This window comes from Paenibacillus sp. BR2-3 (assembly GCF_046529485.1).
In the GTDB taxonomy this organism is placed as follows: Bacteria; Bacillota; Bacilli; order Paenibacillales; family Paenibacillaceae; genus Paenibacillus_AQ.
In genome coordinates this window covers 379,022-394,304 of sequence record NZ_CP126311.1, presented here as the reverse complement: position 1 = coordinate 394,304, position 15,283 = coordinate 379,022, and the positions used below count along the sequence as shown (strand labels likewise).

At 53.3% G+C, this 15,283-nt stretch carries 18 protein-coding genes; 4 read left to right on the top strand and 14 right to left on the bottom strand.

Features of this window, described 5'->3' with window-relative positions:
• Positions 1-39: 39 nt before the first annotated feature.
• On the bottom strand, positions 40-3,267 hold the full coding sequence (locus tag PaeBR_RS01935; RefSeq protein WP_410513251.1) for a cellobiose phosphorylase: 3,228 nt from the start codon (positions 3,265-3,267) through the stop codon (positions 40-42).
• 108 nt (positions 3,268-3,375) lie between these two features.
• Positions 3,376-4,398, bottom strand: a complete 1,023-nt coding sequence (locus PaeBR_RS01930; RefSeq protein WP_410515046.1) for a LacI family DNA-binding transcriptional regulator — start codon at positions 4,396-4,398, stop codon at positions 3,376-3,378.
• A gap of 289 nt (positions 4,399-4,687) precedes the next feature.
• Between PaeBR_RS01930 and PaeBR_RS01925 the strand changes: the two genes are divergently transcribed.
• Positions 4,688-5,425 carry an HNH endonuclease gene (locus tag PaeBR_RS01925; protein ID WP_410513250.1) on the top strand — a complete coding sequence of 246 codons (738 nt, stop codon included), beginning with the start codon at positions 4,688-4,690 and terminating at the stop codon, positions 5,423-5,425.
• A gap of 86 nt (positions 5,426-5,511) precedes the next feature.
• On the opposite strand, the gene PaeBR_RS01920 is transcribed toward PaeBR_RS01925, so the two are convergent.
• Positions 5,512-6,039 carry a YfiT family bacillithiol transferase gene (locus PaeBR_RS01920; protein ID WP_410513249.1) on the bottom strand — a complete coding sequence of 176 codons (528 nt, stop codon included), beginning with the start codon at positions 6,037-6,039 and terminating at the stop codon, positions 5,512-5,514.
• A 49-nt stretch (positions 6,040-6,088) separates the two neighbouring features.
• The gene (locus PaeBR_RS01915; RefSeq protein WP_410513248.1) at positions 6,089-6,289 is read right to left on the bottom strand and encodes a YwbE family protein; all 201 of its coding nucleotides are present in this window, start codon (positions 6,287-6,289) and stop codon (positions 6,089-6,091) included.
• Between the two features lie 125 nt (positions 6,290-6,414).
• Here PaeBR_RS01915 and PaeBR_RS01910 point away from each other — a divergent pair, with 125 nt between their 5' ends.
• A complete protein-coding gene (locus tag PaeBR_RS01910; protein ID WP_410515045.1) occupies positions 6,415-6,735 on the top strand; it encodes a hypothetical protein in 321 nt (106 codons plus the stop codon).
• Here the strand turns inward: PaeBR_RS01910 and sdaAA are convergent.
• The 4 genes from sdaAA to PaeBR_RS01890 all read right to left on the bottom strand — a co-directional run bounded on the left by sdaAA (position 6,732) and on the right by PaeBR_RS01890 (position 9,569).
• Entirely contained in the window at positions 6,732-7,607 is an 876-nt protein-coding gene (gene sdaAA / locus PaeBR_RS01905; RefSeq protein WP_410513247.1) for an L-serine ammonia-lyase, iron-sulfur-dependent, subunit alpha, read from the bottom strand. The genes PaeBR_RS01910 and sdaAA overlap by 4 nt on opposite strands.
• A complete protein-coding gene (gene sdaAB / locus PaeBR_RS01900; protein WP_410513246.1) occupies positions 7,604-8,302 on the bottom strand; it encodes an L-serine ammonia-lyase, iron-sulfur-dependent subunit beta in 699 nt (232 codons plus the stop codon). The genes sdaAA and sdaAB overlap by 4 nt, the downstream gene beginning before the upstream one ends.
• 381 nt (positions 8,303-8,683) lie before the next feature.
• Positions 8,684-9,100 carry a GNAT family N-acetyltransferase gene (locus PaeBR_RS01895; RefSeq protein ID WP_410513245.1) on the bottom strand — a complete coding sequence of 139 codons (417 nt, stop codon included), beginning with the start codon at positions 9,098-9,100 and terminating at the stop codon, positions 8,684-8,686.
• 19 nt (positions 9,101-9,119) lie between these two features.
• Positions 9,120-9,569, bottom strand: coding sequence for a GNAT family N-acetyltransferase (locus tag PaeBR_RS01890; protein ID WP_410513244.1), 450 nt, complete (start codon positions 9,567-9,569; stop codon positions 9,120-9,122).
• 285 nt (positions 9,570-9,854) lie between these two features.
• On the opposite strand from PaeBR_RS01890, the gene PaeBR_RS01885 reads away from it, so the two are divergent.
• Positions 9,855-10,310 carry a hypothetical protein gene (locus tag PaeBR_RS01885; RefSeq protein WP_410513243.1) on the top strand — a complete coding sequence of 152 codons (456 nt, stop codon included), beginning with the start codon at positions 9,855-9,857 and terminating at the stop codon, positions 10,308-10,310.
• Positions 10,311-10,329: 19 nt separating this feature from the next.
• Here the strand turns inward: PaeBR_RS01885 and PaeBR_RS01880 are convergent, their stop codons facing one another.
• The 4 genes from PaeBR_RS01880 to PaeBR_RS01865 form a co-directional block, all read right to left on the bottom strand.
• Positions 10,330-10,992, bottom strand: coding sequence for an NAD(P)H-hydrate dehydratase (locus tag PaeBR_RS01880; protein WP_410515044.1), 663 nt, complete (start codon positions 10,990-10,992; stop codon positions 10,330-10,332).
• Entirely contained in the window at positions 10,890-11,975 is a 1,086-nt protein-coding gene (locus tag PaeBR_RS01875) for an NAD(P)H-hydrate epimerase (RefSeq protein WP_410513242.1), read from the bottom strand. Before PaeBR_RS01875 ends, PaeBR_RS01880 begins: the two co-directional genes overlap by 103 nt.
• A gap of 85 nt (positions 11,976-12,060) precedes the next feature.
• Positions 12,061-12,693, bottom strand: a complete 633-nt coding sequence (locus PaeBR_RS01870; protein WP_410513241.1) for an NAD(P)-dependent oxidoreductase — start codon at positions 12,691-12,693, stop codon at positions 12,061-12,063.
• Between the two features lie 163 nt (positions 12,694-12,856).
• Entirely contained in the window at positions 12,857-13,270 is a 414-nt protein-coding gene (locus PaeBR_RS01865; RefSeq protein ID WP_410513240.1) for a GNAT family N-acetyltransferase, read from the bottom strand.
• A gap of 411 nt (positions 13,271-13,681) precedes the next feature.
• Between PaeBR_RS01865 and PaeBR_RS01860 the strand changes: the two genes are divergently transcribed.
• The gene (locus tag PaeBR_RS01860; RefSeq protein WP_410513239.1) at positions 13,682-13,990 is read left to right on the top strand and encodes a hypothetical protein; all 309 of its coding nucleotides are present in this window, start codon (positions 13,682-13,684) and stop codon (positions 13,988-13,990) included.
• Positions 13,991-14,094: 104 nt separating this feature from the next.
• On the opposite strand, the gene PaeBR_RS01855 is transcribed toward PaeBR_RS01860, so the two are convergent.
• Together PaeBR_RS01855 and cysW are read right to left on the bottom strand one after the other, a co-directional pair.
• Entirely contained in the window at positions 14,095-14,310 is a 216-nt protein-coding gene (locus PaeBR_RS01855) for a YezD family protein (protein WP_410513238.1), read from the bottom strand.
• A 104-nt stretch (positions 14,311-14,414) separates the two neighbouring features.
• Positions 14,415-15,278: a sulfate ABC transporter permease subunit CysW gene (gene cysW / locus PaeBR_RS01850; RefSeq protein ID WP_410513237.1), complete on the bottom strand. Its 864-nt coding sequence runs from the start codon at positions 15,276-15,278 to the stop codon at positions 14,415-14,417.
• Between the last annotated feature and the right edge of the window lie 5 nt (positions 15,279-15,283).

Sequence of the window (15,283 nt, the reverse complement as noted above, 5' to 3'; positions counted from 1 at the left end):
GGTTCTTTTCCGAAAATATGACCCCCTGCTGTTCATTCTCTACTCCAGCACTACCCCGATTCTCGCAATCTCCCCGCGCCGCAAGGCTTCCGCATGAATTCCGCGCAGCAGCGCTCCTGGAATTTCAACCGCGTTACCCTCCTGGTATTCAAGCGTAAGGTTCTGAATAACGGCCCCATTCTCTCCAAAAGTGTCAGCCCGCCGCGGATTGTAATATGTCACGGCTGTACTGCCCAGTAAGGTAAAGGAGAGACTGCCCTGCTCATCAAACAGCCAGCCCGGCAAGGCCGGAGCCAAAGTCAAAGCCAGCTCTCCGTCCACGACCGAGAATACCTTGTTGCCCGCCATCATGACTCTCCACATGCTGAGGAATTCCGCTGTCGATCCGCTGAGACGGGCCACAAACCCTCGGCCATGCACACCAGGATCGGGATTGCCGCCGGTGGCAATAAATGACGAATTCTCCAGGGTGCTGCGTCCGTATACGGACGGATCAAGGAACGGAATGAGTGAGGTCTGGAGTTCACCGTAGAACTCTTCATACAACCCGGCCTTGAGCAGCTCCAGCAAATATTTGTACGACATATGCAGGAAGTTCGACTCACGCTCCAGCCAGCCGGGGGTAAAAGCGCGCATGCGCCCAATTTCATGAGACTCCCCCTCAAGGCTGACAGAGGTCTGGTACATCGACGTTTTGGGATCGTATAGTCCTGTCTTTTTGATAGAGTCGTAAACGTTCTTTGCTTGTTCACGGTTCTTCAGCGTTTTCAGCCAGCGTGTTGGACCTTCCAGAAAATAAGGGAGTGCGTAGACCTCAAACTCCTCTACTACTGCCTTCGGAAGTCCGTAGGCGCTGATTACGGGGTTCCCCTCATCATCCCTGACCGGCTGAAATTTCGTCGCTTCAAAACGGAAATAGGTCGGAGCAAGCCCGTTTCCCAGCTCTACGGCGCGGCTGATGCCCTCCTCGATTTTAGCCAAAAAATTGGAGAGTACTTCCCGGAGGTAACCCAGTGAAGCCTCGGACTGCATACCGCTGATGCCAAAACGAACAGATTCCCGGTAAGTTTCACGGGCAGTGGCTACCATATCCCAGTAACGGAACTGTGTAAGCTCTCCTGTCAGCACGGAAGTCACCGCATGATTTACGCTCTCCAGCAATTGTGCCATTTCCTCCGGCAGTTCCACAGTCTTTCTGCTGAACTCCCCGTCCATTAGCATTTCCAGCAAAAAAACAATACTCCGCTTAAGCTCAAACGTCTCGCTCATCCCTGAGCCGAACAATCCCGGCAGCCCGTTCACGGCATCATTCCATCCCGGCTTGTTGCCTTCCATCTCTATGCCCAGCCCGTAAGGGTCCAGAGTTGCGAATTTATTCAGAGCAAGAGAAATCATCTTCACGAACAGACTGGTGCGATAAATACCGCCATGTCCGCCGTCCACGCGCAGCCAGTGGGTATCCCCGGCCTTGCGGCGCAGCTTGTGCAGCTTCTCTTCATCCTCCAGCAGTGCGCCATACTGCCGCACCTTGCCGCCATTCAGCACATATTTCTCACTGCGGGGCTGAACATATGCCGGGCTGTCGTAAAAGGCATAGCTCTCGTCCCCGAACAGCAGCTCCTGCTTTTTGTCCGGGAAAATATCAAGATAGCCCTCCACCAGATCCAGATTGTACGTCCAGTGATCCGACCAAAAGCCTTCACCGAAAGAAGCTTCTATGTTCTGCTGCGACAGGGAGAGTACACAGGACAGGAATTCCTCCTCGCTCACCGTTAAGGCAACGTTATGGTCAGCAATGTAGTTGATCAGCCGTCCCGGCGTAAACCTGCCGCTGCATAGCTTGCTAAGCTCCTCGTGATGATCGGGCGCGGCCTGCTCCAGCCATTTTGCAAACTCACGTTTATGATCGTCCGTCACCTCAAAAGTCGTACCCTGCACACTAAGCGGGTTGTAACCATCCGCCTGAATCAGACTGTAGAACATTTTGATATTAAAGCTGCCTACCTTTGGATTGAAAAACACATCATTGCGGCGGTTCTGGTTCATATCGCGGAAATTTCCGTTACCCTGTGAATAGTATTCCGGTGCCAATGAGAAGAAATTGTAGTCACGCTCCATATCGCCGTGCTTGCGGGAGTACAGGTGAACCACGCTGCCATCCCCGCCATTATCAAATATAAACGGATACCCGCCGCGCAGAAAATTATCCAGATAGGACTGCCGGCAGTAAGCATCAAACAGCGCCGATGAAGTATGCGTAGCAATGTCCGCTGTAAGATCCCCGGTCAGGTCCGCAGCCTCCTTCGCCTTGCCTATAACATATTGCTCCGTGCATAGGAGATCCGCTTTTCGATTGATTTTGTCAATCTCATTGACGTGCCCGATAAATGTATTCAGAGTCAGACCTGCACCAGGGGCCAGCACCCGTTCTACTCCACTGAAGCCGCAGGGTACCTTATTCACAGGGTATTGAGGCAGCTTCACAAGCTCCGAAAGCGGCATTCCGGCGAACCGGTCGGGATAAGCAAGCGACGTATTGGCACCGAATACCAACTCGAAATCGACGATCGGTGAGATTCTCTCTCCCTCTGACATAAAGGACAAATAGAAATGACCGTTCGTGATTTCACTAACCTGCGCCTCGTCGCTCGTACTGGAGCGCAGCTTGTAGAACGGAATACCGTTCTCCAGATTATATACGTCCATCCAGCTGCGCAGCAGATTCCCAATCTCCTTATAGCCGCTGTTCTCAACCCCGTAAGGCAGGATCTCAGGCAGGCCGTCCAGCAGCTCCAGCTCAATATCTTTCTCACCAATATTCACGATTTCGACTCGCCGCACCAATGCCGCATAATCGTCATTAGGGAGGTTGAAATAATGGATTACTGTCTTCAGACCGTGTCCTTGGTGGACTTCTTCAATGCTCAGCCCATTGGACAGTATGGTCATGGTGCGTTTTGCGGCAGAATCAGGCCGGGCCGATTGAAAAGGCTCATATATTTCCTGCTCACCCTTGATTTTGATAAAGGTGCGAAAGCCGGTAGCCGCGACATTCTTATACGTAATACTTGCCGGGGAAAACTCCATAATCGGTGAGTTCTTGTCGCGCACACCGAAGCTGCATACACCTTGCCCGCGGTTAACATAGAAAGTCCACATCGGAATGCCCTTCAGGCCGGCAAGTCCCGGCAGAAAGCTGGCGAACGGCTTCCCTTCATCAAATCCCTCAATCACGAATTTGCCTGCATCGAAGAAATAATTAGTCATGAGTACAGTCCTCCTAAAGTTAATTATTCAGAATTCACATGAGTAAAGATGAGCCTTTATTCGGTGTTTCGAAACCGGTTTCGATTGTTTCCAAAAAAATTTCAGGGGTTATTCTCCGTTTGCAGGAGGTGGCGCACAGGATGCTCTAACGATAATTTCCGTAGGCAGTACTAACGCTTTATACCCATTCAGCGTCCCGTTAATCGTGTCAAAGAGAACTTCCGCTGCCTGGCTTCCAAGCAAGGCCGTATCCTGCCGTACTGTCGTTAAAGCAGGAGTGATATACTTCGCCAGATCAATATCGTCATACCCCACAACAGAGATATCACGCGGTACGTTCAGGCCGCTGTCTTTTGCCGCCATAATGGCTCCCAGGGCAAGCAGGTCACCCGAAGCAAAAACCGCTGTCGGCGGTTCCGGAAGCTGCAGCAGCTGCTTCATCGCCTCATAACCACCCTCGAGAGTGTAGAATTCACCGGTAACGATATATGATTCCCGCCGCTCAAGGTCCCATTGTTCCAGTGCCTTCTCATATCCCAGTTGACGACGGCTTCCCGGAAAAGTGTTCATACCACCCGAAATATGGGCTATTCTGCGGTGACCCAAAGAAACCAGGTATTCCATCGCCTGAAGCGCACCTGCCGAATTGTCGGAGCAAACCGTATGTGACTGTGCGGTCTCGAAATCCAGAATAACAGTCGGAAGATCACTGTCCAGCAGCTCCTGAAAATAGGGATCAACATAGTCTGACAGAAAAACAACCACCCCATCGACACCGCGAATCCGGCAGTTCTCCAAATAGCCGCTTTGTTTGCCCCCTACATCCTTGGAAATAAACATAAGATCATAGCCTTTGGCAACGGCCACCTGCTTGAAGCTTTCAATTACGGCACTAAAAAAGGGGTGTCTGATGCCCACTCCCGTACTCTCCACAAACAGTATCCCGATGGTCCATGATTTCTTGGTGGTCAGTGTGCGGGCATGAGCATTGGGCACATATCCCATTTCCCGGGCCGTCCTGAGTATATCCTGGCGCGTCTTCTCCCTTACGTCCGAGTAATTATTGAACGCTTTGGATACCGTGGTTGGCGAGTAGCCGGTTTTTTTAGCAATGTCGTATATAGTTGTCAATCCGGTCACCCCTGTCCCGCAAAATGAAAACCCTTTCTTCACTGCCATTCTAACGTCTTTCCTGAGCTCCGTCCAGCAGAAAATATCACTATAACACAGGCAGCAGCACAAGCTCTAAATAAGCAGGCGGGGCATTATCAGAACAGAAGAACCTAAGACTTTCCGGCTTGCGGTGTGAACGGCCCCACTTTGCGATATACTTGAACCATGAACGTATTTTTAAAGCAATTTCCTAACTCTATTCAAAGGCGAGGTGACTGGACCCGGGCAGTTTGCAGCCCCTCCAAACATGCTTATGACCCAAACCGATCCGCTATCATCCAAACCCTGTGCATATTGCCTTCAACATAAGCCTCTCACCGAGTTCCGCCGCCGGACCGGTAAACGCTCCAAAGGCCAGTCACGTCGCGGAGCCTGCCGCACTTGCCGTAAATTGCGGGAAGCGGAAGCCCTGAAGGCACAGTCTGTGACGACTGCACCGATCCATGGATCACAGCCTGCAGAGGCGACCAAATCACGTGCTTCCCAAGGGCGTTACCGCAGCAGTGCAGCCGCCCCGGCGCTGCCTGCATCCCAGCAGCCTGCGGAAGGGATGAAGAAGCCGGAGTTAAGACCCCGGCGTCCGGCTTCTCACCCGAGAGGCCCGAAGCCGGAGCCTCAGGACACATCCGCGCTCATTCCCTCCTCTCAGGGGATGATCCTGATGCGCGGCCACAGCGATAAAGGCCGGCGGTGGCATCAGGAGATTGATCTCGACCTTGCGGTCACTCTTGTGAAGGAACATGCGGCTGTCGTCGTTAACCGCCGCACCATCCGCCGGCTTTACAGCAACAAGGACTTTCGGAGTTATATTTTGACACGGGATGATTACACCTGTCATTTCTGCGGCTTATACGGGGATACCATAGACCACCTGCTCCCCCGTGCCAAGGGCGGCCATACCACACCCGATAACTGCGTCTGCGCCTGCAATTTGTGTAATCAGACGAAGGCTGACCAGTATGTAGAAGAGTTCCTGGGCCGGTAACCCCCGTTAAGGATCGACAAAAAACCAGCAATGCCGATGACCGGTTGCTGGTTTATTTTAAAAAGGTAGAGCGGATAGACAGCCCATTATTTATTCAGTTTATCTCTAAGCCCTGTTATGTGTGCAGCATGGTGTCTGCCGTGCCAGGCATAGAATCCCAAATTATAATCTAAAGGCGAGGTCTTGCCGGACTCCGGATGATGGAATGTCCTCTTATAGTCCTGAGCGTCCAGCGATCTGAGCAGGATCACCCACCGGGTATGCAGCGCCTCAATTAAGGCCACAGAGATTTGAATATCCGCTGTAGAATCATAAAGCTCCGCCCACCGGTCCTCATAGTAGGGTCTGATGGTGGGCACCTCCTCCGTCAGCGCAAGCTTGAACCGGATATAGCTGTTCATATGGCTGTCTGCAATATGGTGCACGACCTGACGGCTGCTCCAGCCTCCATTACGGTACGGAATATCGAGCTGCCCGTCACTAAGCCCGTTGACAGCTGCTTTTAATAGCGCGGGCAGCCCTTCGATATCCTGTATCCATGCTTCACGCTGCTGCTCTGAAATGTCACCCTCGAACTCGAAATGACCAATGGGATATCTCTCATTCTCATCCATAATACATCTCCCTTTCCATGCGTTAATCCGTATCGCAGCTTAGTTCAGCTTATGCGGGGCTGTTAATATTCTTAACCCTTCCAACTTGTCCACTCGTTAACCGCACCTTAATTCCATGGGGATGGCGGGGGGAATTCGTCAGAATATCCTTGACTATGCCATGGGTCAGCTTGCCGGTAGGCTGATCCTGCTTCAGCACAATGTCAACTTCCAGACCCGCGCGTATGTCGGATCTTATTTGTCCGTTCATTGAGATATCTCCTTTCTTATAGCCATTATTTATAGAAAAGCCTTTGTGTATTCTGATATTATAACAAAAGAATAAAGGGAGTTATAATAGAGTGAACTTGCAGACAGACAGGAATGAAGACAGCTATGGCCTTTGGAGTGAAAAGAGAAGAGTTGAACGCATGGAAAAAAGCGGTCTCGGACGGCGAGATCGCTTTTTTAACCCATTATTGGCTTGATCCGCGTTTTCCCGGTACTACTACCGTCACAAAGGTAGGCTGCGCCGACCTTGCCCGTCTGACAGACTGGTGTGTCGCTAACGGATTGCCTCCACAATATATTCATAACCGTTCGCCGTTTCCCCATTTCGATCTCATCGGACCGAAACAGCCGGAGATTCTCCGCCAGGAGGGGCTGTGGGATCAACTGAAACGTTTTAAAATGCTTGAGGCTGAACAAGAGTCCTAGTTACGCCGCAAATCCTCCATGATTTTGCGGCCCGTAGGTGTCTGGGCCAGTCCGCCGCCAGCGGTCTCCCGGTGCTTCTCGGGCATAGACGACCCTACCTCCAGCATCACCTTGATGACTTCATCGGATGGGATCACACTGTGTACGCCGGCCAGCGCCATATCTGCGGCAGCAAGTGCCGTAACCGCACCGAATCCGTTCCGGACAATGCACGGGATCTCCACCAGACCTCCGACAGGATCGCATATCAGTCCAAGTGTATTTTTCAGTGCCAGCCCGACAGCATGCATGGCCTGAGCCGGAGTTCCGCCGCGCAGCTCCGTCAGTGCGCCTGCCGCCATTCCGATAGCTGAACCCACCTCGGCCTGGCATCCGCCTTCCGCACCCGATACAAATGAGTTATTAGCGATGACATATCCAATAGCTCCCGCCGCAAACAATCCGTACACCATATAGTCATCATCCCAGCCGAAGCGCTGCTGACAGCTCAGGAATACCCCCGGGATGATTCCGCATGAACCCGCTGTTGGTGTGGCGATAATGCGCCCCATGGAGGCGTTGACTTCAGACACCGCAAGCGCATAGGCCATCGCTTCACCGGCTGCGCCCCCAAGACAGGGTTCACCTGCGGCATTATATGCACCTACCCGCTGGGCATCAAGACCGGTCAGTCCGCTGCGCGAGGTGGTATCCTCATTCATGCCGCGATGAACGGCCTCTTTCATCACTCCGTAATACTGACTCATTGTGGCGAATTCCTGCTCCCGGGTACGTCCGGACTCCGCGCTTTGTTCCTCCAGCATCAGGGCGCCGATGCCAAGACCGCGCTCCTCGCATAATACAGCCAGCTGGCTCAAGGTTTGAAAATTCATGGTGTTCTCCCTTTCCCTTTATCATCGTTCAAGTCAACCAGCTTCACCGACTTCACCGCAGGCAGGGCCCCCAAATCGCGCAAAAGCTCCGGTGTAGCGGATTCATCCAGCTCAAGCACCGTTAATGCGGCACCGCTGCGGTTTTTCCGGTCCAGTGACATATGCCCAATATTGAACTGCCCCTTGCGCATCACAGCGGTTACGCTTGCCAGCACACCCAAATAGTCCATATGGTGAATCAGAACCGTAGGATACATCCCGCTCAGCTTCACACCAAAGCCATCGATGTCCACAATCTCGATGTTCCCGCCCCCGATTGAAATACCGGTAAGCGCAAGCTCACTGCCGCTGTCTTTACCGGCAAGACGAAGCTGCACCGTATTGGGATGGGGAAACAGCCCTGCTCCCTGCCGAAATGAAATTTCCATTCCCGCTTCCCCCGCCAGTTCTATGGAGTCAGGCAACCGGTGATCATCCGTGCAGAAATTCAGCAGGCCCCCGGCAATTGCCCGATCCGTGCCGTGACCCCGGTACGTTGCCGCAAAGGAACCGAAGAATATGACTTCAGCCGAGCGTGGCATTTCACCCAGCACCTGCCGGGCTGCTCTGCCGATCCGTGCTGCTCCTGCCGTATGCGAACTGGAAGGTCCAACCATCGCCGGACCAATAATTGAGAATACATCTTTAAACCTCATGTAAAAGCCTCCACTTTCAGATCTGAACAACTATTAAGACTATAAAAATTCAACTAAAGGTTTTGACCTATGCTATGGGGTGTTACCCCGTAGTTATGACCGACATCTGTAAAGGAAATTCTTAAGTTCAAATTATCGGGTTGTTAACGGACCCAGGAAACGCTATCTACTTGAAATACCCCCGATTTCGTATTTGGCGGACAGAGGAGCCCTTATTTAGCTGAAAGCGGGCTAAAGAAGGCGTTGAATCCACAATTAGCGTCACCCCAGTCCGGTTCTGTTCTCTTTTAGAACATCAGCACGATAATAAGGGCTATACAGTCCGCCCAACGGCTCGAATCCGCGTATCCCTGCCTGCAACATGCTGTACGCCCGAGTCTTCTATGTATCCTGCGAGTACAGGGCAATCCCGTCCCTGAACTGCCATCCAAGGCCAGTCCAGAAGTCCCGGCCCAGTTCGTTGTCCCCAATGACCATCAGATGGCATTTGGCGATACCTTCTTCGCACAGCTTGTCCAGACATCTTTTAACAAGTTCCCGTCCCACCCCTTGTCCCCGGGAAGAACCGCTCACTGCAACATGGTACAGGAATCCCCGCCGCCCATCATGGCTGCATAACGCTGTGCCGGCAAGCTTGCCGTCTTCAGCTTCACAAAGTTGGCTCAAACCAGAATTGCGCTGTAAAAAACGTGCAATCTCTTCCTTTGAGTCCGCTGCGCTGAGTCCCATGCCTTCCGTGTTCGCCCATAGACGATATGCGGCAGCATAGTCTTCAATCAGCATATCTCTATAAATCATTATGCTAGTTCCCTCCACTTTAATTCGTTTTCACGAACCGGTACCCGGTAATCTCGTAACCCAGCGACTTGTAAAATACATGAGCTTCATTTACTCTTCCCATGCCGCTGGCCAGCCAGGTGCCGATGCAGCCCCGTTCGGAGGCCAGGTGCTCGGCGAAAGCCATAAGATTTTTGCCTATCCCCCGTCTTCGCACTTCTCTATCGGTAACCAGCAGCGAGACTTCACCATAGCGGCTCATATTTTCCATGTTTTCCCGGAGTCTGAAGCCGAGCGCGCCCAATATGGGAGCTTTGTCCCCTCCGGTTGTCTCTGCGCATACATACAGCTCCTCAATCAGACTCCTCTCGATAAAATCAAGACGGCGTTCCATCTCCTCCGGCAAAAGCGGCTTTCCGTTCAGCTGCTCCATCAACCGGCATAAACCCTCGATGTCATCCTTTGAGGCTTTGCGGATCTGTAATTCCATGCGACATCAACTCCTTCGCGCTCCATAGAATGTTTCTACCGACTTACTCAATGTACCATGTATAAGCTGACATACGCTACGTGGCTCAAGGACGAAGTTCATTAGAAAAAAAATCACAACATTCCGAAGGATTAAGGAGGTGTTTACAGGGTGCAGCGCACGCTTTTCTGGGCGGGTGAATAGAAATATACGAGCACATCAAGTCATTACAACGGAGTCGTCAGCCTTCTGTTTAACCCTAACGGGAAGGGATTGGCCCGCTCCTAATGAGAGGATGAAAGGATCATGAACAAATCCAACTTTGGCGGAATTCCATCCGTCCGCCTGACAGCCGGAATGTATGCACTCCGCAAATTAGCCTGTGCTGGACTAACGTTTCTTCTTCTGTCCCTGTTTATGCTATGGGTACCAGAAAGCGGCGGCAAGCCGCAGGGCTGGCCGGTTACCGTACCTTATGCGGTATATGTCTACGGATTGACCGCTTCTCTGGCAGCCGATGCCCTTCTTCGCCTGCTGCCCGGCAGCTCGCTTTCCCGCAGCCTGATTGTCTATGGAGCTTCCGGTTTGGGAGCCGGTCTATGGCTATGGACTGAGCAAGGCGGCACGTGGTGGGTGTGCGGCGTAGCGGGTGTGCTGGTCCTGCTGCTCTTTCGTGCGACGGAGCTTGCCGCAGACCGGGCTCCGCTGCTGCTGCCCGTCTTTGCCCTGTTTGCGCCGCTCCTTTATCTTCTCCTCCAGTAAACAACCGGTTTCTTGCAGCTTATAAGGCTTCAATAATGTCTCCCGCGATTAACGCCGCCGGGTTATCCCGCTGGCGGGCTGCCCTTTCGCCGGCCAGCCCATGCAGATATACTCCGAATGCTGCTGCCTGTGCAGCATTCATGCCCTGTGCCAGCAGGCCGGAAATCATGCCTGTCAGCACATCGCCCGCTCCACCGGTCCCCATGGCAGGACTTCCGGTCGTGTTGACATAGGCATGGCCTTCCGGGGTCGCGATTACCGTATGCGCACCTTTAAGTACAAGGGTAACCCCGTGCTCCTCCGCATATTCCAAGGCCAGCCGGATACGATCCCGCTGAACCGCAGCAGTAGACATCCCAGCCAGCCGCGCCATTTCTCCGGGATGAGGCGTCAGAATAACGGGGTGACGACGGCTTGACCAGCCCCGATAATCAGCCTCAGCCAGTATATTTAGAGCATCCGCATCGATCACGAGCGGACTTTCCGTTCCTTCCCAGATTGCGCGCAGCCAATCGGTATCGCCCGTGAACCGTCCCAATCCGGGGCCCACAGCGGTAACATCCCGCTCAGCGTCAAGTCTCAGCACCTCTTGTGCCGTAGCTGTATTCCAGCTGCCGTCTTCATCGCCGCCAACCTCCGCCAGCATAAGCTCAGGTACCGAGCCGATGACATAAGGAAGCAGCCTCCGCGGCAGCGCCCAGGTCGCAAGTCCGCAGCCGGCCCGCAGCCGGCCCGCAGCGCGGCCCGGGCTGAGAGCAGACCCGCACCGCTCATGCGCAGGGTGCCTCCCGCAATCAGCACATGCCCGTAGGTCCCTTTATGGCCTTCCGGTGAACGATGCCGTGAGACATCCACGTTAAGAACCTCTTGCAGCACTGCGGGTGTAAGCCAATATACGGTTACGCCCGCTTTCCGCGCCAGAGAAGATGGAATGCCGATGGAGCGGACCACCACACGCCCCGCCGCTCCGGCGCCGGGGTACTGAAGCAGGCCTCGCTTGAGAAACGCGAGGCAGACCGTAACGGACGCATGAACGCACGGCTCATGCGTCTTGCCTGTGTCCGCGTCCAGCCCGCTCGGGATGTCCGCGGACACGATCGGTTTGCCGCTGCTGTTCGCGGCGGCAATCAGCTCCGCATAGGTGCCGCGCGGGGCTCCCGCCGCACCGGTGCCGAGCAGCGCGTCCAGTATGCCGCTGTATGCGGCGATGTCCAGCCTGTCCCTGCCGTATACTACGGCGGACAGGCCCATCGCCGCAGCGGCATCGCGCTGCAGGGCGGCCTCGCCGGTCAGCGACTCCGGCGGCACTGCATACACCAGCGTGACGGCGATGCCCGCCTCGCTGAGGTGCCGGGCGGCGGCCAGCCCGTCGCCGCCGTTATTGCCTTTGCCGACGAGGACGAGCCATCGCTCGGCAGCGGCATCCTTCAGGGTCAGCGCGGAATCGCCGCTGATCCCGAAGCCCACAGGCGCATCCGCAGCTCCGCTGTTTCCGGTGCGCTCCATATGCCCTGCGTCTCCGCTCCCTCGCCGTTTGCACAGCGCGATGATCTCCTCCGCAATGGCCCGCCCCGCATTTTCCATCAGAGCAATCGCCGGGATGCCGAGGCCCTCTATCGTCTCACGGTCCAATTGGCGCATCTGCTCCGCAGTCACCACATACATAATTCCGCCCCCTTTTTACAGTCATTTTTCCCTTGTAGACTGAGATTTGTTATCCAGCTATTCCCCTGTATTTAACACAGCTCTATTAATAACCTACCGTAAATCGGGCCCGGCTGAAATGGCCTTCTTCAAGCTCGTCAATCATAGCTACTGCATAATCTTCAACACTAATGATACTGTCCCCGTTCTCATCTATAACCAGCTGGTCCAAACCGATGCGGAATTGCCCCGTACGGCGGCCCGGCTGGATAACGGCTGCAGGAGATACGTAGGAATAGTCCAGCTCCGAGTTCCTGTAGATCTCATAGGCATCGGAATGTGCAGCAGCCAGCGGCCTTACCTCTGGAGGAAATCCGGGAGTATCCATCAGCAGCTCACCGGATTCCGTCCGCAGACTGCCTGCCCCGCCAACAATTAGCAGCCTGGTCAGTCCTGCTGCAGTCAGCCCCTCCACCAAGGAGCGGGCTGCCTCCAGCAGTTCCCATTCACTTCCCCATTGCGGTCCATAAGCGCTAATCGCAGCCTCATGCCCGCGGGCGGCTGCACTCACCGAAGCAGGGTCCAGAATATTCACGCTTATGGTGCGCAGACGGTCATGCGATGCTTCCAATTTATCCGGCTGACGTACAGCAGCTGTAACCTCATGCTTCCGCTTCAGAGCCTCTTGCAAAATAGCCCGCCCAATGACTCCGGACGCACCAAACAGTACAATTTTCATTTCCATGTCCTCACTTTCTTCGTTTAGGCACCGTTCCGCCCTTCAATCATAATTTATCCCATATGGATCATTCGAAACCATTTTCCAAGCAATCGGGAGCAAGCTAAAAAGCCCTTTACGATTAAAAGGGCATTTTGAGACCTATCATTCGCACAGCCCTGCCCTAACGCCGCAAAAACATCCCCTGAGACCTTGGCATTACCGGCTCAAAGCCGTACTGCGCATATAATTTTGCCGCTTCCCCATCCGCAATCAGACTGACATAAGCCTTATCCGGTACAGTTGCGAGAAAGGACATAATTTCCTGCAAAATGGTTTTGCCCAATCCGCGGCCTTGATGGGAAGGTCTGACTGCGATATCCGTGACTTGAAAAAAACAGCCGCCATCTCCAATCACGCGACCCATACCGATTAGAGTCTCATTTTCATACAAGGTCACCGCAAAGGACGAACGAGGCAGCCCAATTTCTGCCCCCTCTGCACTCATCTCGCTTAGTCCTGCTGCACTCCTCAGTTCCAAATACTGACTAACCAATGGTATCTCATGGCGAATGTCCAGCTTATCCCTGATCTCCATATACTCTCTCCCTATCCAACCGATTCTGATGTACTCTGAGCGCATTGTATCCCTCTTGTTCCAATATATAGGACAAATTTTTCCTCAGCAAGCCGCTTTTCTCCAGCTTGATTTGGAACGATTGCTGAATTCGATACGTAACATTATTATTGAAATATATAAAACGAACTTAAGTTGTTACATAAAGGTTGGGTCGTCACTACGGGGAATGTTTGGACTTCCGGCCGCTGCCCATCCCCAGATGTTTTGGATTAGACCGCTTACAGCGGTGAACATCCGGGGACAAAGGCGGTCGCTATCGCTCCTACAGTTCCAAACTTCCCCTTCGTTACTCTCACCTTTTTATCATATAATCTTTAGTTCGTTTTATATATTACCTTCAAATAATTTAAAAAAGGTTGGTGAAGTAAGATGTCTCCTTTAGCCAAGCTGTTAAAATGGGGTACTTTTGCGTTTGAGGCTTTCCTCGCCCTGCCGGTGATCGGCGGGATATTCGTTGTAGCAAACGGTTGGGTGCCGCTTGGTATCGCCTTTATTCTGCATGCGGTTGCTATTGTTGTACTGCTGAAAGATCGCGGACCTGTTGTCGGCAACGTTATCGGTGTGGTCACTTCGATTGTGGGCTTTATCCCTGTTGTGGGTTGGATTATGCATGGTATTACTGCAATCGTGCTGCTTGTGGAAGGCGTTTCAGCTTCGCGGCGAACCCCGCGTTATTAAGAGACAGCATGCCAAACGGCCCGCATCCCCTATCCCCGGGAGCGGGCCGTTATTATTGCAGAACTATTTATGAAACCATCATTCCGGGTTCTCGCTGCGCTCCTCTATCCTCGTCCCGCAGAACGGGAATCGGTCCGCCGGCATCCGGTCTCTCCACTTATGCGTGCAGATCCATTCTCAAAACGTTTGCGTTCCGTCCGCTCCATCTGTACGATCTGACCTTCATGCACAACAATATGAAGTGAGCCGAATTCCATCTCATCCAGAAGCCCTGCAATCCGTTCCAGCCATAATTCATCCACCTTCAGCGGTTTAGCCATTCTCCAGCCTCCCTTTTCCCGGATCGGGGTTCCTGCTCTGCACCAATCCCTTGATAACCTACCTATATACTATGATTTAACTTAGCATGCGGACGAAACTGCTGTCAATGCACATTTTTGCGGGACAGCCAGCTCTTGAGGAGCATGGTTACCAGTGCCAGCAGCAGCAGCAGCGAAGCTACAGCAAAAGATGCGGAGAACTGATACTCGTTATACAAGATTTCGACATGCAGCGGCAGCGTATTGGTTTCACCGCGGATATGACCGGATACGACTGAGACTGCGCCGAATTCCCCCATCGCCCGGGCATTACATAGAATAATTCCGTACAGCAGACCCCACTTAATGTTGGGCAGCGTTACTCTGAAAAAAACTTGCCAGCCGCGCGCCCCGAGTGTGATCGCCGCTTCCTCTTCCTGTGTCCCCTGATCCTCCATGAGCGGAATCAATTCCCGTGCCACAAACGGAAAGGTTACAAACAGTGTCGCCAGAATGATTCCCGGCAAGGCAAAAACGATCTTGATATCATGGGCACTTAGCCAAGGTCCAAACCATCCGCGGGCACCGAATATCAGCACAAAGATCATACCCCCGATTACCGGCGACACCGCAAACGGCAAGTCAATCAGTGTAATAAGAAATCCTTTGCCGCGGAACCGGAATTTAGTAACGGCCCATGCTGCCGCGACACCAAAAATCGTGTTTAGCGGGACCGTAATGGCCGCAATGAGCAATGTCAGCCTAAGGGCCGAACGTGCATCAGGATCAGTTAGCGCCGCCCAGTACACATCCCAGCCCTTCTTCAGCGACTCCGTCAGAACGACAATCAGCGGAAGGGCAATCAGCCAAAAGAGCACCAGTCCCGCCGCCCCAATCAGCACCCACTTCACAATCGAGGATTCCGTGGCAGCGGGAGAAGATATGCTTTTCTGCGGCGGAGCGGTGTACAGGGGGACGGTTCCCGCCATGATTA

What these genes read in the sequence shown, in the direction of transcription:
- PaeBR_RS01935 (WP_410513251.1), bottom strand. Translation starts at nt 3,267, where the DNA reads ATGACTAATTATTTCTTCGATGCAGGCAAATTCGTGATTGAGGGATTT.
- PaeBR_RS01925 (WP_410513250.1), top strand. Translation starts at nt 4,688, where the DNA reads ATGCTTATGACCCAAACCGATCCGCTATCATCCAAACCCTGTGCATAT.
- PaeBR_RS01920 (WP_410513249.1), bottom strand. Translation starts at nt 6,039, where the DNA reads ATGGATGAGAATGAGAGATATCCCATTGGTCATTTCGAGTTCGAGGGT.
- PaeBR_RS01915 (WP_410513248.1), bottom strand. Translation starts at nt 6,289, where the DNA reads ATGAACGGACAAATAAGATCCGACATACGCGCGGGTCTGGAAGTTGAC.
- PaeBR_RS01910 (WP_410515045.1), top strand. Translation starts at nt 6,415, where the DNA reads ATGGCCTTTGGAGTGAAAAGAGAAGAGTTGAACGCATGGAAAAAAGCG.
- sdaAA (WP_410513247.1), bottom strand. Translation starts at nt 7,607, where the DNA reads ATGAATTTTCAAACCTTGAGCCAGCTGGCTGTATTATGCGAGGAGCGC.
- sdaAB (WP_410513246.1), bottom strand. Translation starts at nt 8,302, where the DNA reads ATGAGGTTTAAAGATGTATTCTCAATTATTGGTCCGGCGATGGTTGGA.
- PaeBR_RS01895 (WP_410513245.1), bottom strand. Translation starts at nt 9,100, where the DNA reads ATGATTTATAGAGATATGCTGATTGAAGACTATGCTGCCGCATATCGT.
- PaeBR_RS01890 (WP_410513244.1), bottom strand. Translation starts at nt 9,569, where the DNA reads ATGGAATTACAGATCCGCAAAGCCTCAAAGGATGACATCGAGGGTTTA.
- PaeBR_RS01885 (WP_410513243.1), top strand. Translation starts at nt 9,855, where the DNA reads ATGAACAAATCCAACTTTGGCGGAATTCCATCCGTCCGCCTGACAGCC.
- PaeBR_RS01875 (WP_410513242.1), bottom strand. Translation starts at nt 11,975, where the DNA reads ATGTATGTGGTGACTGCGGAGCAGATGCGCCAATTGGACCGTGAGACG.
- PaeBR_RS01870 (WP_410513241.1), bottom strand. Translation starts at nt 12,693, where the DNA reads ATGAAAATTGTACTGTTTGGTGCGTCCGGAGTCATTGGGCGGGCTATT.
- PaeBR_RS01865 (WP_410513240.1), bottom strand. Translation starts at nt 13,270, where the DNA reads ATGGAGATCAGGGATAAGCTGGACATTCGCCATGAGATACCATTGGTT.
- PaeBR_RS01860 (WP_410513239.1), top strand. Translation starts at nt 13,682, where the DNA reads ATGTCTCCTTTAGCCAAGCTGTTAAAATGGGGTACTTTTGCGTTTGAG.
- PaeBR_RS01855 (WP_410513238.1), bottom strand. Translation starts at nt 14,310, where the DNA reads ATGGCTAAACCGCTGAAGGTGGATGAATTATGGCTGGAACGGATTGCA.
- cysW (WP_410513237.1), bottom strand. Translation starts at nt 15,278, where the DNA reads ATGGCGGGAACCGTCCCCCTGTACACCGCTCCGCCGCAGAAAAGCATA.